Source organism: Bacillus sp. G1(2015b), from assembly GCF_001482475.1.
Lineage (GTDB): Bacteria > Bacillota > Bacilli > Bacillales > Bacillaceae > Bacillus > Bacillus safensis.
On the sequence record NZ_LKIC01000015.1, the window covers coordinates 23,297 to 39,652 of the forward strand.

At 42.5% G+C, this 16,356-nt stretch carries 15 protein-coding genes and 2 tRNA genes; all 17 read left to right on the forward strand.

Going from position 1 to position 16,356, the window contains the following annotated elements:
* Positions 1-125: 125 nt before the first annotated feature.
* The 17 genes from AMR95_RS09940 (at position 126) to AMR95_RS10020 (ending at position 16,274) form a co-directional block, all read left to right on the forward strand.
* Positions 126-752, forward strand: coding sequence for a 50S ribosomal protein L25/general stress protein Ctc (locus AMR95_RS09940; RefSeq protein WP_039175914.1), 627 nt, complete (start codon positions 126-128; stop codon positions 750-752).
* A 139-nt stretch (positions 753-891) separates the two neighbouring features.
* Complete coding sequence (gene pth / locus AMR95_RS09945; protein WP_058838220.1) at positions 892-1,458, forward strand: aminoacyl-tRNA hydrolase; 567 nt, start codon at positions 892-894, stop codon at positions 1,456-1,458.
* 55 nt (positions 1,459-1,513) lie between these two features.
* Positions 1,514-1,744 carry an anti-sigma-F factor Fin family protein gene (locus AMR95_RS09950; RefSeq protein WP_003217967.1) on the forward strand — a complete coding sequence of 77 codons (231 nt, stop codon included), beginning with the start codon at positions 1,514-1,516 and terminating at the stop codon, positions 1,742-1,744.
* Between the two features lie 68 nt (positions 1,745-1,812).
* Entirely contained in the window at positions 1,813-5,346 is a 3,534-nt protein-coding gene (mfd, locus tag AMR95_RS09955; protein WP_058838221.1) for a transcription-repair coupling factor, read from the forward strand.
* Between the two features lie 139 nt (positions 5,347-5,485).
* Positions 5,486-6,022: a stage V sporulation protein T gene (gene spoVT, locus AMR95_RS09960; RefSeq protein ID WP_003217990.1), complete on the forward strand. Its 537-nt coding sequence runs from the start codon at positions 5,486-5,488 to the stop codon at positions 6,020-6,022.
* 190 nt (positions 6,023-6,212) lie between these two features.
* Positions 6,213-7,817, forward strand: coding sequence for a putative polysaccharide biosynthesis protein (locus AMR95_RS09965; RefSeq protein WP_058838222.1), 1,605 nt, complete (start codon positions 6,213-6,215; stop codon positions 7,815-7,817).
* Positions 7,807-9,291, forward strand: a complete 1,485-nt coding sequence (gene mazG / locus AMR95_RS09970; protein WP_058838223.1) for a nucleoside triphosphate pyrophosphohydrolase — start codon at positions 7,807-7,809, stop codon at positions 9,289-9,291. Before AMR95_RS09965 ends, mazG begins: the two co-directional genes overlap by 11 nt.
* Positions 9,288-9,548 carry an RNA-binding S4 domain-containing protein gene (locus AMR95_RS09975; RefSeq protein WP_008341839.1) on the forward strand — a complete coding sequence of 87 codons (261 nt, stop codon included), beginning with the start codon at positions 9,288-9,290 and terminating at the stop codon, positions 9,546-9,548. The genes mazG and AMR95_RS09975 overlap by 4 nt, the downstream gene beginning before the upstream one ends.
* Before the next feature lie 73 nt (positions 9,549-9,621).
* On the forward strand, positions 9,622-9,930 hold the full coding sequence (gene yabP, locus AMR95_RS09980) for a sporulation protein YabP (protein WP_024425646.1): 309 nt from the start codon (positions 9,622-9,624) through the stop codon (positions 9,928-9,930).
* Positions 9,927-10,565 (forward strand): spore cortex biosynthesis protein YabQ, encoded by a 639-nt coding sequence (gene yabQ, locus AMR95_RS09985; RefSeq protein ID WP_058838224.1) that lies wholly within the window; start codon positions 9,927-9,929, stop codon positions 10,563-10,565. Before yabP ends, yabQ begins: the two co-directional genes overlap by 4 nt.
* Before the next feature lie 18 nt (positions 10,566-10,583).
* Positions 10,584-10,958 (forward strand): FtsB family cell division protein, encoded by a 375-nt coding sequence (locus tag AMR95_RS09990; protein WP_003217952.1) that lies wholly within the window; start codon positions 10,584-10,586, stop codon positions 10,956-10,958.
* 82 nt (positions 10,959-11,040) lie between these two features.
* Positions 11,041-11,436 carry a S1 domain-containing RNA-binding protein gene (locus AMR95_RS09995; RefSeq protein ID WP_008357409.1) on the forward strand — a complete coding sequence of 132 codons (396 nt, stop codon included), beginning with the start codon at positions 11,041-11,043 and terminating at the stop codon, positions 11,434-11,436.
* 175 nt (positions 11,437-11,611) lie between these two features.
* Positions 11,612-11,685, forward strand: a tRNA-Met gene (locus AMR95_RS10000).
* A gap of 25 nt (positions 11,686-11,710) precedes the next feature.
* Positions 11,711-11,782: transfer RNA gene (locus AMR95_RS10005), tRNA-Glu, on the forward strand.
* 203 nt (positions 11,783-11,985) lie between these two features.
* Positions 11,986-14,469: a stage II sporulation protein E gene (spoIIE, locus tag AMR95_RS10010; protein WP_058838225.1), complete on the forward strand. Its 2,484-nt coding sequence runs from the start codon at positions 11,986-11,988 to the stop codon at positions 14,467-14,469.
* A gap of 76 nt (positions 14,470-14,545) precedes the next feature.
* Entirely contained in the window at positions 14,546-15,283 is a 738-nt protein-coding gene (locus AMR95_RS10015; protein WP_058838226.1) for a vWA domain-containing protein, read from the forward strand.
* Complete coding sequence (locus AMR95_RS10020; protein WP_058838232.1) at positions 15,267-16,274, forward strand: protein kinase domain-containing protein; 1,008 nt, start codon at positions 15,267-15,269, stop codon at positions 16,272-16,274. Before AMR95_RS10015 ends, AMR95_RS10020 begins: the two co-directional genes overlap by 17 nt.
* Positions 16,275-16,356: the final 82 nt, after the last annotated feature.

The following is a 16,356-nucleotide window of genomic DNA, read 5'->3' on the forward strand; positions in this document are numbered from 1 at the left end:
AAAGGCCCTAGGCATCAGCTTAGGGTCTTTTTGCTTTCATCAATCACAGGCAAACATGTTTAAAATGATTCGGTTATGGGTAATTATGAGAGTAGTGACAAAAAAGAAATAGGATGGTGCTGAATATGGCAACTTTAAAAGCAAATAAAAGAACTGATTTCAAACGTTCCACACTGCAAAAAATCCGTCATTCAGGACACGTTCCTGGTGTCATATACGGAAAAAATACAGACAGCCTGGCTGTTTCATTAGACAGCATCGATTTATTAAAAACCTTACGTGATGAAGGGAAGAATACAATCATTACCTTAGACGTGGGTGGTGAAACGAAATCTGTGATGGTGACAGAGTTACAAACAGACCCGCTGAAAAACGAACTTGTCCATGCTGATTTCCAAGTCGTTGACTTACAGCGTGAAATTGACGCGGATGTACCAGTGCAGCTGATTGGCGAGTCTAAAGGGGTAAAAGATGGCGGTGTGCTTCAGCAGCCACTATTTGAACTATCTGTTACAGCGAAACCAAAAGATATCCCGCAGAATATTGAAGCTGATATTACAAACTTAGAAGTCAATGATGTCTTAACAGTTGCTGATCTGCCTGTTCAGTCATCTTATCAAATCAATAACGACCCAGAAGAAGTCGTTGCATCCATTCTGCCGCCTCAGCAATCAGAGGTTCCTGAGCCAGATAGCGAAGAGGAGCCGCAAGAACCTGAGGCTATTAAAGAAAAGGATGACGATGGAGAATAACTGGTCATTTAGAGACGTAACCCTCCCGCGGTTGCGTCTTTTGTGCTAGAATGAAAAGAATTCATACGTTTTACATGAGGCAATCTGATTGGCTCATTTTTTAGGCGTGTGCTGTGTGACAAAGGAGGTTATTGGTTTCATGATTGCATTCGTTGGATTAGGTAATCCAGGAAAAGAATATGAAAAAACAAGACATAATGTCGGGTTTATGACAATAGATGAACTATCGAAAAAATGGGACATTCCTTTAAATCAATCAAAATTCCATGGACAATTTGGAACTGGGTTTGTTTCGGGGCATAAGGTTCTACTTGTAAAGCCGCTTACATATATGAACTTATCAGGAGAATGTGTGCGTCCGCTGATGGACTATTACGATATTCCCCTTGAACATTTGAAAGTGATCTATGATGATCTTGATTTGCCAACTGGCCGAATTCGCTTACGTACAAAAGGAAGTGCAGGCGGGCATAATGGAATCAAATCATTAATTCAGCATTTAGGTTCACCTGAATTTGACCGATTCCGTATCGGCATTGGACGTCCTCAAAACGGCATGAAGGTCGTTGACTACGTACTAGGACGTTTCTCAGAAGAGGAACAGCCTGACATCGCATCAGCCATTCAATCATCTGTCGAGGCCTGTGAAGCAGCTTTAAAAAAGCCATTTTTAGAAGTGATGAATGATTTTAACAAGAAGGTATAAGAATGATAAGCAAAGCACATACTGATCATAAAATCTCAGCATGGGAGGATCACGTATGGCTTTGCATTATTACTGCCGCCACTGTGGTGTTAAGGTTGGCAGTCTAGATGAATCCGCTGTCCAAAGTGAAGCACTTGGATTTCATCACTTAACAAATGAGGAAAGAAACGATATGATTTCTTATAGGGAAAATGGTGATTTACATGTACAAACCATTTGTGAGGATTGCCAAGAGGCGCTCGAAAGAAATCCTGATTACCATCAGTATCATACTTTTATTCAATAAAAAAGCTTTGGTGTAGATATTAGACCAAAGCGTTTTTCTGTTTTAAACAAACAGGGAGGAGGAGCCAAATGAAAAACATACAATCATTTATCAAACAAAGTGATGATTTTCAGTCCATTTTTAATGGACTAAAGGAAGGGTTAAAAGAACAGCTGCTTGCCGGACTATCAGGCTCCGTCAGATCTTTATTTACAGCCGCGATATCAGACGAACTGAAGCGGCCAATGTTTATTGTGACTCACAATTTATATCAGGCACAGAAGGTAACAGATGATCTAGCAAGTGTGATGCCGGATCGCTCGGTTCTTCTTTATCCTGTCAATGAACTTATCGCTTCAGAAATTGCAGTGGCAAGCCCTGAGCTGAGAGCACAGCGTTTAGATGTCCTGAACCGGCTTGCGAATGGAGAAAACCCAATTATCGTTACTCCCGCTGCTGCGGTGCGCAGGATGCTTCCGCCAGTTGAGCTCTGGAAGGAGAGTCAGATCCATTTAAAGATCGGTGAAGAAATTGATTTGGAGGCGTTTTCAAAACAGCTCGTACAAATTGGTTATGACCGGACGTCAATGGTTGCAGCGCCCGGAGATTTTAGTGTGCGCGGAGGAATCATCGACATCTATGCGTTAACGGAAGATCATCCAATCCGTATTGAACTGTTTGATACAGAAATAGACTCGATTCGAACGTTTCATTCAGATACACAGCGTTCATTAGAAACCCTTCAAGAAATCAAAATAGGTCCTGCAAAAGAGCTGATTGTGAGAGGTCCTGAACGAGTGAGAGCCATTGAACAGCTTGATCAAGGGCTGGCAAAGAGTTTAAAGAAATTCAACTCAGATCAGCAAAAAGAGCTGCTTCATCAAAATATTTCTGCTGACCGCGAGAAGCTGCTAGAAGGCATCGTGACACAGGAAATGACGAAGTACCTAGCCTATTTCTATGAAAAGCCTGCTAGTTTGCTAGATTACACATCGCAGGATACGATTATTATTTTAGATGAAATCAGCAGAATTCAGGAGATGGAAGAACAGCTTGAACAGGAAGAAGCCGATTGGACAATTAGTCTGCTTGAAGAAGGGAATATTCTTCATGATTTATCTCTTTCTTTCCCGTTCCAAGAACTGATCAATCAGCAATCAAGGTCCATTCTGTACTACTCCTTGTTCCTGAGACATGTCCAGCAGACAAATCCGCAAAATATCGTCAATGTATCTAGTAAGCAAATGCAGAATTTCCACGGGCAGATGAATGTGCTGGCAAGTGAAATTGAACGCTATAAAAAACAGCAGTACACAGTTGTCTTCTTAGGTGCGGATGAAGAGCGGACAGAAAAGCTATCGTCTGTTCTGCATGATTATGACATTGAAGCTGCTCTTGCTAAACCGGACGCTGAGCTTGTGAGCGGACAGGTGTATATTTTACAAGGTGAGCTGCAAACAGGCTTTGAACTGCCGTTATCAAAAATTGCTGTGATCACAGAAGGTGAACTCTTCAAGAAACGTGTGAAAAAGCAGGCACGTAAGCAAAAGCTGACCAATGCAGAGCGAATCAAGAGCTATTCAGAGCTTCAAGTCGGCGATTATGTGGTGCACATTAACCACGGGATCGGTAAATATTTAGGAATTGAAACGCTTGAAATCGGCGGCATTCATAAAGATTATTTAAATATTCATTATCAAGGAAGCGACAAGCTTTATGTACCGGTCGAACAAATTGATCAGGTCCAGAAATATGTAGGATCAGAAGGTAAAGAACCAAAGCTGTACAAACTTGGCGGCAGCGATTGGAAACGCGTGAAGAAAAAAGTTGAAACATCTGTACAGGACATCGCAGATGATCTGATTAAGCTGTACGCAGAACGCGAGGCTAGCAAAGGATATGCCTTCTCGCCTGACCATGAGATGCAGCGCCAGTTTGAATCTGCATTCCCTTACCAGGAAACAGATGATCAAATCCGTTCGATTCACGAAATTAAGCAGGATATGGAGCGGGAACGTCCTATGGACCGCTTGCTTTGTGGAGATGTGGGTTACGGAAAAACAGAGGTGGCTATTCGTGCGGCCTTCAAAGCGATTGCTGACGGGAAGCAGGTAGCCCTGCTAGTTCCGACAACTATCTTAGCGCAGCAGCATTTTGATACAATCATGGACCGATTCCAAGACTACCCTGTCAAAATCGCGCAGCTGAGCCGTTTCCGTACAAGAAAAGAAACAACTGAAACGTTAAAAGGGCTGAAAAACGGGACGATTGATATGGTTATCGGCACACACCGTCTTCTTTCAAAAGACATCGTCTACAAGGATTTAGGGCTGTTGATCATTGATGAGGAACAGCGTTTTGGTGTGACGCATAAAGAGAAAATTAAGCAGATGAAAGCCAATATCGATGTACTGACATTAACGGCTACGCCAATTCCGCGTACGCTTCATATGTCCATGCTTGGCGTGCGGGATTTATCTGTTATTGAAACACCGCCTGAAAACCGATTCCCTGTTCAAACCTATGTGGTTGAGTACAACGGCGCTTTAGTCAGAGAAGCAATTGAGCGAGAATTAGCACGCGGCGGTCAAGTGTACTTCCTTTACAACCGTGTTGAAGATATCGAACGAAAAGCAGACGAAATCTCCATGCTAGTCCCAGACGCAAAAGTTAGTTATGCGCACGGGAAAATGAGTGAGAACGAGCTGGAATCAGTGATGATCAATTTCCTTGAAGGTGAATCAGATGTATTGGTCAGTACCACCATCATTGAAACGGGAGTCGATATTCCAAATGTGAACACACTCATCGTCCACGATGCTGATAAAATGGGGCTTTCTCAGCTGTACCAGCTAAGAGGACGAGTCGGGCGTTCGAACCGTGTCGCTTATGCTTACTTCACGTATCGAAAAGATAAAGTTCTTTCTGAAGTTGCAGAGAAAAGACTTCAAGCCATTAAAGAATTCACAGAGCTTGGATCTGGGTTTAAAATTGCGATGCGTGATTTAACGATTCGAGGAGCAGGGAACTTACTTGGGGCTCAGCAGCATGGTTTCATTGATTCGGTTGGATTCGACCTCTATTCTCAAATGCTGAAAGAAGCCATTGAGGAAAGAAGAGGCGATACAACGGCTCAAGATAAATTCGAGCCAGAAATTGATCTGCAAATTGATGCGTACATCCCAGACACTTATATTTCGGATGGCAAGCAGAAGATTGAGATGTATAAACAGTTCAGAGCAATTGGATCGATTGAAGAGCGAAAAGAGCTTCAGGATGAAATGATCGACCGATTTGGTGAATATCCGCAAGAAGTGGCAGACTTGTTTACGATTGCGACAATGAAGGTGTACGCTGTCCAGGAACGTGTCGAGCTGATCAAGATGGAGAAAGGCATTGTCAGAATGACCCTTGATGAGCAAGCAAGCAGTGAAATCGACGGTCAAAAATTATTTGAGCTTGGCAGTAAATATGGACGTGAAATTGGGTTGGGAATGGAAGGCAGCAAGCTGATTATTTCTGTCCAAACGAAAGGCAAGAAAACGGAGGAATGGCTTGAGGTTGTTCTTAATATGCTTCGAGGCCTTCAAGATGTGAAAAAAGAAACCATTCCATCTTCATAAAATTTTGTTTGTCTCTCGTGTATATTACGTTTGATGTGACGGATACTAAACTCAGGGTCAAGTGGTGAATGTTGCATAAAGTGGACGCTTTTGTTCCATTCACCCAACACATCATCAAACGAAAGAGAGGCAGCAGTGAATGAAAGCAACTGGAATTGTACGCCGTATCGATGATCTAGGTAGAGTGGTTATTCCAAAGGAGATTCGCAGAACATTGCGCATCCGGGAAGGAGATCCGCTTGAGATTTTCGTCGACCGCGATGGAGAAGTGATTTTGAAGAAGTATTCGCCGATTAGTGAGCTAGGAGACTTTGCGAAGGAATATGCTGATGCATTATTCGACAGTTTGGGTCATTCCATCCTGATCTGTGATCGAGATACGTATATTGCTGTATCCGGCAGTTCGAAAAAAGAGTACTTAAACAAATCGATCAGTGATTTACTTGAACGAACAATGGATCAGCGTAATTCTGTGTTAGAAGAAAGCAAAAAAGAAATTCAACTTGTCGATGGTATTGATGATGACGTATCTGCTTATACCATTGCACCTATTGTTGCAAACGGAGATCCGATTGGCGCCGTCGTCTTATTTTCTAAAGAGCGTTCAATGGGAGAAGTGGAGCATAAAGCGGCAGAAACGGCAGCTGGCTTCTTAGCCCGTCAAATGGAACATTAGGTCTAATAACTCTATATCATTTTGATAAAACGAAAAAATGCCGATGAAATCATTTGATTTTGTCGGTTTTTTATATGGGATGAAACAAATTGGGACATGTGCCGTCTACTCCTTAGAAAGAAACGGCTTTTCATTCACGTATGATATAATGAGTTCGTTTAACTGTAGATCTATTTTAAAGGAGTCATCCATGAAAAATGCTGTGAATCAGCCGCATTGGCTTTTCCAGGGTGCGGTGATTTTGACCATCGCAGGCCTGTTATCAAAGGTACTAAGTGCCGTTTACCGTGTCCCGTTTCAAAACATCGTAGGGGACACAGGGTTTTATATTTATCAGCAGGTATATCCTTTCCTTGGTATTGCCATCATGCTTGGTACAACAGGTTTTCCTGTCATGGTGTCCAAGCTTCTGAGTGAGCATGGGGAAGAGAATCGACAGATCATTACAAGGGTATCCTTGGTATATATCACTTTACTAAGCTTGGTCTTATTTCTTTGTCTTTACATAGGAGCAGGCACAATGGCGAGCCTTATGGCAGATAGTCAATTAATTCTGCTCATCCAGATGAGTGCTTTTGTGTTTCTATTTCTGCCGCTCACTGTGATGTTGAGAGGAGTTTTTCAGAGTGACGGGCTGATGCTTCCAACGGCTGTTTCTCAGTTGATTGAGCAGCTCATCAGGGTAGGCGTCCTGCTTGTTTTATCCTTTTATTTCGTGAGACACGGCTATTCGCTTTATGAAACAGGGGCGGGCGCGGTGTTCTCTTCTATCGCAGGAAGTGCGGCGTCGCTCATTTTGCTTCTTTTCCTTTGGTTGACCTATCGAAAACAGTCTGCTGCAAGTATGTCAGGCAAACAGGCGACACTTCGAAAAAAAGATATTTTGAAGAGTTTGGTGCTGTATACATTGACGATTTGTGTCAGCGGTTTGCTTATTTTATGGATGCAAATGATTGATGCTTTTCATCTGTATGCGTTGCTGCGCAGTGAGGGTCTCAGTGAAGCGGCGGCAAAGGCGGCAAAAGGTGTGTATGACCGAGGTCAGCCGTTCTTGCAGCTAGGGACGGTGTTTGCCATCAGCATCGGAACCTCTCTTGTGCCATTTTTATCGGCAGCTATGAGAAATGGGGAGCATGAAACGATACGGCAAAAAGTGCGGTCATCGGTTAAGACCACGTCGGTATTAGGGATTGGGTCAGCTGTTGGGTTGATTTGTATTTTATCACCAGTAAATACAATGCTTTTTCGTAATGATTTAGGCACAGATGCCCTGCAAATATTCTGTATATCGATTGCGTTTACGTCGATTGCCATTACGCAGGCGGCTTTACTGCAAGGGCTCGGACATACTGTGTATCCCGCTGTTGTGGTGATCATCAGCGTGCTGGTGAAATGGATTCTAACGATTGCGCTTGTTCCGTTATTTGGCATCCACGGTGCCGCATGGTCAACTGTATGTGGTTTTCTCACAGCAGCCGTGCTCAATGCCGTTTATTTGAAGCATAAAGGATGGATTTCATTGAGAGAGCTATTCCCAGTGAAAATTCTTTTATCAGCCGCCTTCATGGCTGTGGTCTTAATGGGATATCAGGCTTTGTTTTCCTGGGTGATCCCTTTTGAAAAACGTCCGTTTTCCGTTTTAGAGAGCCTGACATCAGTTTTTATTGGTGGTTTCGCCTTTTTATATAGTATTCTTAAGCTAGAAGTATTCACGGAAGAGGAATGGAGACTCATTCCATTAGGAAAAAAGATTTTATATTTTAAACAGATGAGAGGGAATCAAAATGGCAGGTAAGATTACCGTCGTCGGTCTCGGGGCAGGCGACATGGATCAGCTGACGCTCGGTGTATATAAGCAGCTGAAGCAGGCGAAAGAAGTATATATGAGAACGCAGGACCATCCGCTTACCGCAGAGTTAATGCAGGAGGTCCCATCTCTCACCTTTTTTGATGAAATTTATGAAAAGCACGATCAATTTGATCAGGTGTATCAGGAAATTACCGAAATATTATTTGCAGAGGCAGCGGAAAAAGACATTGTGTACGCAGTACCTGGTCATCCATTTGTGGCAGAAAAGACCGTACAGCTGCTCGTCGCCGGGCAGAAAGAGCGCGGGATCGAGGTGTCTGTCGCTGGTGGACAAAGCTTTTTAGATGCGACATTCAACTCCTTGCAGATTGACCCCATCGAAGGATTACAATTCGTTGATGCAGGGGATATGAGAGCGGATGATCTGAAATTAACCCAGCACGTCCTGATTTGTCAGGTATATGATCAGATGACAGCATCGAATGTGAAGCTCACGCTGATGGAAAAGCTTCCTGACGATTATGAAGTTTATATTGTGACTGCAGCTGGAAGCAGTCAGGAACAGATTACTGCCGTTCCTTTATTTGAACTTGATCGAGATGTGTCGATAAATAACTTAACAAGTGTTTATGTTCCTCCAATTAAAGATGAACAGCTGCTTTATCAACAATTTGACACCTTCCGTGACGTCATACGTACATTAAGAGGTCCGGGCGGTTGTCCATGGGATCAAAAACAAACCAATGAATCACTCAAACCATATTTAATTGAAGAATGCTATGAGCTGCTTGAAGCGATAGATGAAGATGACCCAGATCATATGGTGGAAGAGCTCGGCGATGTGCTGCTGCAGGTGTTACTCCACGCTCAAATTGGCGAAGATGACGGTTATTTCTCAATCGATGACGTCATTCAGCATGTTACAGAAAAAATGATTCGGCGACACCCGCATGTGTTTGGTGACACAAATGTTTCTGAGGCAGCAGATGTGGTGGCCAACTGGGAAAAAATCAAGCAGCAGGAGAAGCCAGAGCGGACCGGTTCTATTTTGCAATCGATTCCGGCGACACTTCCAGCATTAACAAAGGCATATAAACTCCAAAAGAAAGCCGCCAAGGTAGGCTTTGATTGGACAGATGTTCAAGATATTTGGAACAAATACGAAGAAGAAAAGCAGGAATTTCTCGTTGAAGTGGCAGAGAAGACGGACGAAGGTGCAACGAAGCAGATGAAAGATGAATTTGGAGATCTTTTGTTTGTTCTCGTCAATATTGGACGGTTCTATCACCTAGAGCCTGAAACGGCGCTCGCTTCTGCCAACACAAAATTCATGCGGCGTTTTCAGCATATCGAACAAAAAGCAAAGGACATGGGACGTTCATTAGATGACTTAACGCTAGAGGAAATGGACGATCTCTGGAACGATGCGAAACGTATAGAAAGAGGTGAACATACATGAGACTAGATAAGTTTTTAAAAGTGTCCCGTTTAATTAAAAGAAGAACATTGGCAAAGGAAGTAGCTGATCAAGGCAGGATTTCTATTAACGGAACACAGGCGAAAGCAAGCTCTGACGTGAAAGAAGGAGATGAGCTGCAAATCCGCTTTGGTCAAAAGCTAGTGACTGTTCAAGTCAACGAGTTAAAGGACACGACGAAAAAAGAAGAAGCGGCTGGCATGTATACTGTGCTAAAAGAAGAAAAAACAGCAGAATAGGGCTTGTTCTAAATGACCCTCTTATCACATACAATGCAGTAACATGCAAGTATGAGATATGGGGGATGTAGAAATGAATCAATATTATAATCAACCTCAAGGCACGAAGCTGTCATCAGACGCGGAGCACAATGTCACAATGCGAAACAGAAAGCATTTAGATATCACGGGTGTCAAACAAGTGGAAAGCTTTGATAGTGAGGAATTTCTGCTAGAGACGGTCATGGGGATTCTCGCCATCCGCGGAGAAAATCTGCAAATGAAGAACCTAGACGTCGAAAAGGGCGTTGTGTCGATCAAAGGGCGTGTCTTTGATTTAATCTATGTTGATGAGCAGCACGGGGAGAAAGCTAAAGGATTTTTTAGCAAGCTGTTTAAATGACGCTGACAGTCCAGTTTTATACGATGCTTTCCATGGCGGCGATGGGCATCTGGCTGGGCGCATCGCTTGATACGTACAAGCTGTTTGTGAACCGGAAAAAAACAGCAAAATGGCTTTTGGCTATACACGATCTCCTTTTTTGGATGGTGCAGGGTCTCTTATTCTTTTACGTCCTGCTGCTGACAAATGAGGGAGAATTCAGGCTTTATATTTTCCTAGCCGTTGCTCTAGGTTTCTCGATGTATCAGGCATTGATGAAACATCTGTATCTCAAGATTCTCAAGTTTATCATGATGTGTGTATATCAGACCGTTCTCTTCCTGAAAAGGCTGGTCATGTCGATTGTCTTCCAGCCGATCCGCTGGATGATCACATTGGTCATAAGTGCTATTCTGTTCTTGCTCCACTCGCTCTTACGTCTAGTTCGTTTTACGTTTCGGCTCGTGTGGAAGGTGCTGTCGATTGTTTGTTATCCGCTCATCTGGTTACTCAATGTGACCATTATTCATCGGATTCCCGAAAAATGGCGAACATCAATGAGATTGTTTTTCTCAAAAGGAGCAGGAATTTTACAAGGGGCCAAGAAATTATCTGGTACCATCAAAACGAAATGGAAACAATTCTGGACAAAGTAAGAGAGGAGGCCTTCAACCTTGAACAAGAGAAAAAGAAATATCGCACAAATTCAAAATGATTATCAAAAACAAATGGAACAGCAAGCACAGCGCTTAAAACGCAAACGTCGCGGACTCCTTAGAAGGCTTACCGTGTTTGGTGTGATCGTGCTCATGTTTGCTGTCTTGGTGACAAGTGCCCTCTGGTCGCAATCGTCTTCACTAAAGGAAAAAGAAGAGAAGAAGGTTGCGCTCGAAAAAGAGTTGAAGCAATTACAAACAAAGCAGGAAGATATTTCTGATGAAATTAAGAAGCTGAAAAGCAAGGAATACGTACTCGAACTGGCACGACGGGACTATTATATGTCCAAAAAAGGCGAAAAAATCTTTGATGTGGGCAATAAGAGCGATTAGCCTTGTTGACACTTAAAATTCAGTTTATGTATAATTGAACAAATGAGATTTTTTTATAAGTCTAAGGAGGAGCACTTTTTTTATGTCGATTGAAGTTGGCAGCAAGTTACAAGGGAAAGTTACGGGCATTACAAATTTTGGAGCTTTTGTGGAGTTGCCAGGCGGTTCAACTGGTCTCGTTCATATCAGTGAGGTAGCCGATAACTATGTAAAAGATATTAATGAGCATTTAAAAGTCGGTGAACAAGTTGAAGTGAAAGTGATTAACGTTGAAAAAGACGGTAAAATCGGCTTGTCCATTAAAAAAGCAAAAGATCGTCCTCAACAACAATCAAGACCAAGCAGAAATGATTTCCGTCCTAAGGAATCGTTTGAACAAAAAATGAACAAATTCTTAAAAGATAGCGAAGATCGCTTAACATCTTTAAAACGTAACACGGAATCAAAACGTGGGGGGCGCGGAGCAAGAAGAGGTTAACTTGTTGCTGCTTTCTATATATTTTTACAACAAAGCATCTGCTGTTCAGCAGGTGCTTTTTTTATGATCCATCCGACATTTTTGAGATTTCGTCATTTAATTTATAACTTTCTATTGACGGACAAGCGAATCCTTTGTATTATAGTTCTTGTGCTTCTTAGCGCATTATCATTATGGCGGTGTAGCTCAGCTGGCTAGAGCGTACGGTTCATACCCGTGAGGTCGGGGGTTCGATCCCCTCCGCCGCTATCCTTTTAACTAGAACATAAAGCAAGGCCCGTTGGTCAAGCGGTTAAGACACCGCCCTTTCACGGCGGTAACACGGGTTCGAATCCCGTACGGGTCATCTTCGAAACAGCTTTCTATAGGAAAGCTGTTTTTTTGTGCTTTCGTAAAATTCTGATGAAAGACATCGACTTTCATGAAAGTATGCCTCTTTGACGAATAAAGCGTCGAACGTTTTATGGAAACGACAACTTCTTTTGACAAAATTTCTTTTTCACCTTCGCTATAATGACAAGCAACGAATATCAGGTGGGGGATGAGAAGATGGAAAAACTAGAAAGAAGAACTGATTTAACAGGAGCGGGGTTTGAAAGAATCAGTGCGGGGTTAAAAAAGATGAAAAACCTGTTTCTTCATCACACGCATTCTCTTTTTTTCTATAAAGGGTTTATTTATGTTGTTCTAGGCTTTTTATTAGGACGAGCCTTTATATTATCTGAAATTATGCCGTTTGCTCTGCCTTTCTTTGGTTCCATGCTGCTTATTAAAAGAGATAAGGCAATGCTTGCTTGTCTCGCTTTACTCGCTGGGGCGATGACGATATCACCTCAAAATGCATTGTTTGTGTTTGCATCGCTGCTTATGTTTCTCCTTATGTCAAAGGTGGTTTCTTTCATCATCAAAGACCCAGTGAAAACATTACCGGTTGTCATTGTTCTCTCAATGCTGATTACCCGAGGAGCGTTTGTTTACCTAGAGCAAGGTGCTGTGCAAAGCTATGATTACGTCATGGCGGGTGTCGAAGCAGGACTTGCCTTCATTTTGACACTGATTTTTCTTCAAAGCCTGCCGATTTTTACAGTCAGGAAAATTAAACACTCTTTAAAGGTCGAAGAAATTATTTGTTTTATGATTTTAATTGCCTCAGTTTTAACCGGACTTGCTGGGATCTCATTTCAAGGGATGCAGGCAGAGCATATTTTGTCACGTTATGTAGTGCTGACCTTTGCTTTTATTGGCGGAGCCAGTATTGGTTGTACGGTCGGTGTCGTGACAGGATTAATTCTCGGTCTCGCCAACATCGGAAACCTTTATCAGATGAGTCTTCTTGCCTTTTCAGGTTTATTAGGCGGATTGCTGAAAGAAGGGAAGAAAGCAGGGGCAGCCATCGGCTTAATTGTGGGTTCCTTACTCATTTCACTGTATGGGGAAGGGTCAGCAGGTCTCATGACCACACTGTATGAATCACTTATAGCGGTTGCGCTCTTTTTGCTCACGCCGCAATCAGTCACCTCCAAGGTAGCGAAATACATTCCTGGCACGGTAGAGCATGTACAAGAGCAGCAGCAATATGCTCGGAAAGTACGAGACGTGACAGCAAAAAAGGTAGACCAATTCTCTAATGTATTTCATGCGCTGTCTGAGAGTTTTGCGACATTTTACGAATCCATTCCTGAAGAGAAGAAGCAGGAAGAGGATGTAGATCTTTTTTTAAGTACGATCACAGAACGATCCTGTCAAACGTGCTATAAGAAAAATAAATGCTGGGTGCAGAACTTTGATACAACCTATGAACTAATGAAACAAGTTATGCATGAATCTGATGAAAAAACGTATGAGCATAACCGAAAATTGAAAAAGAAATTTAGTCAGCACTGCTCAAAATCAAAACATGTCGAGGAATTGATTGAAGAGGAGATCGCTTACTATAAAGCCAACCAGACACTGAAGAAAAAAGTCCAAGACAGCAGACGTCTTGTGGCTGAACAGCTGATGGGGGTCTCGCAAGTGATGGAGGATTTTTCCCGGGAAATAAAACGAGAAAGAGAACAGCATTTTATTCAAGAAGAGCAGATGATAGAAGCGCTTCAGCACTTTGGTATTGAAATTCAGCAAGTAGAAATCTATAGCTTGGAACAGGGAAATGTCGATATTGAAATGAGAATCCCATATTGCCAAGGGCATGGGGAATGTGAAAAAATCATTGCTCCAATGCTTTCAGATATTTTAGAAGAACAGATTTTAGTCAAAGCAGAGCAGTGTGCAGAGCATCCAACAGGCTATTGTCATGTTGTGTTTGGCTCTGCCAAATCATATCGAGTGGCTACAGGCGTGGCACATGCAGCAAAAGGCGGAGGACTGGTATCTGGAGACAGCTACAGCATGATGGAGCTTGGTGCAGGCAAGTATGCCGCAGCTATTAGTGATGGAATGGGCAACGGAGCACGTGCTCATTTTGAAAGCAATGAGACGATTAAGCTGTTAGAAAAAATATTGGCGTCAGGTATCAATGAAAAAGTAGCGATTAAAACCATTAATAGTATTTTATCTTTACGAACGACGGACGAGATCTATTCAACATTGGATTTATCGATTATTGATTTACAGGATGCAAGCTGTAAGTTCCTCAAGATTGGTTCAACACCCAGCTTTATTAAACGAGGTGATCAGGTGATGAAGGTACAAGCAAGCAACTTGCCGATTGGTATTATTGATGAATTCGAAGTCGAGGTTGTGAGCGAACAGATGAAAGCAGGAGATCTCTTGATTATGATGAGTGACGGCATTTTTGAAGGGCCAAAGCATATTGAAAATCATGATCTGTGGGTGAAACGGAAAATGAAAAGCTTTAAAACAGAAGATCCACAAGAAATTGCTGATTTATTAATGGAAGAGGTCATTCGAACAAGAGCAGGCCAAATTGACGACGATATGACGGTTGTTGTCATTAGGCTCGACCACAACACACCAAAATGGGCTTCCATTCCGACAGGTACATTCTATCTTGAGAAACAAGAGATTTCTTAAAATATCGTATAATATGAATTTCTTCTGGCGATGATGGGGATATAAGCATTCAGTTACAATCCCAGGAGGAATGAAGATGCGAAAAGGTCACGTCAACCAAATCTTATTGATTACAGATGGCTGCTCAAATCACGGGGAAGATCCGCTTGCGATTGCCTCATTGGCAAAGGAACAAGGGATTACAGTCAATGTCATTGGCATTATGGAAGAAAACAGACACGATCATGAAGCGATGAAAGAAGTAGAGGGGATTGCTCTCGCAGGCGGAGGCATCTATCAAGTTGTCTACGTCCAGCAATTATCTCAAACAGTACAAATGGTCACGAAAAAAGCGATGACACAAACCTTACAAGGTGTTGTGAATAAAGAATTGCAGCAAATACTCGGCAAAGACACTGAAATTGAAGAGCTTCCACCAGATAAGCGCGGGGAAGTAATGGAGGTTGTTGATGAGTTAGGAGAGACGGTTCACCTTCAAGTACTCGTGCTTGTTGATACAAGTGCAAGTATGAAACCGAAGCTGCCGACTGTCAAAGAAGCACTTATCGACCTTTCCATCAGTTTAAATTCAAGAATTGGAGAAAATCAGTTTGGGATGTGTGTATTTCCCGGGAAAAACTCAGATGCTGAAATTGTGTTGAATTGGACGCCTCGATTCGATTCATTATCATCTATTTTCCCAAAACTGACCACTGGAGGAATCACCCCAACGGGACCAGCACTTCGGGAAGCACTTCAGCATTTCAAGTCAGTTCGCTCACGTAAAGGGCTGCTTGAAGCAAAGGAAGAGCATGATGATGAATTCGGTTTCTAACATCCCGTTAGGCACGGTGATTCAAGGGAAATGGCACCACCATCATTACCGTATTGTAAAAGAGCTTGGAAAAGGGGCGAACGGTGTTGTCTATCTGGCCGAATCGCCACATGGGCAAGCGGCCCTTAAAGTGAGTGATGACAGTATGCTCATTGCATCTGAAGTCAATGTATTAAAATCCTTTTCAAAGGCTCCTGTGAAAACCATGGGGCCTTCTTTTTATGATATGGATGATGCGATTTATCCCGGTATGCCTCAAAAACGCTCCTTTTACGTGATGGAATATGTCAGAGGCCCATTACTGCTTGAATTTGTGAAACAAAAGGGTGATGAATGGATCGTTGTTTTGATGATTCAGCTTTTATCTAGCCTGGCTCATTTACATCAGGAAGGATGGATTTTTGGTGACTTAAAGCCTGATAATCTCATTGTTTCTGGTCCCCCTGCCACGATCCGGTGCATTGATGTGGGAGGAACGACAAAAGCGGGCAGGGCAATTAAGGAGTATACCGAGTTTTTTGATCGAGGCTATTGGGGATTTGGTTCACGAAAAGCTGAACCAACTTATGATTTATTTGCCCTAGCCATGGTGATGGTTAACTGTGCGTATAAGAAAGAATTCAAAAAAGGGGCAGAACCAGAAAAGCAGCTTTATCGAGCCATTGAAGGACATCCTTTATTAAAGCGATATGAAAGGGTGTTAAAGGCTGCTTTACAAGGTAAATATCAATCAGCAGCAAACATGAAAAGTGCGATGCTGAAAGAAGGACAGCTGATTGAATCAAGAAAATCACGCCAAAAGAAGCAACAGCAAAAAAACGCGCCAAAACCCGCTGTTAATCAAAATCAACAAGTGGCTTCACGATCGCGGGCTGCAGCAGCAAAAAGAACGTCAGTACGTAAAAAATCAGGCGGACTTTTTGAAACCATTCTTATCGTGTGCAGTGTACTCGCCCTTTACTGTGCATATGTGGTTTTGTTCCTGTTGTAGAGCTGTAAAAAAGCAGGCTTCTTCTTTGCTTGGAGCTACTGAAAGTGATAGGATATGTATATCTTTAAATTACCTGCTCTTT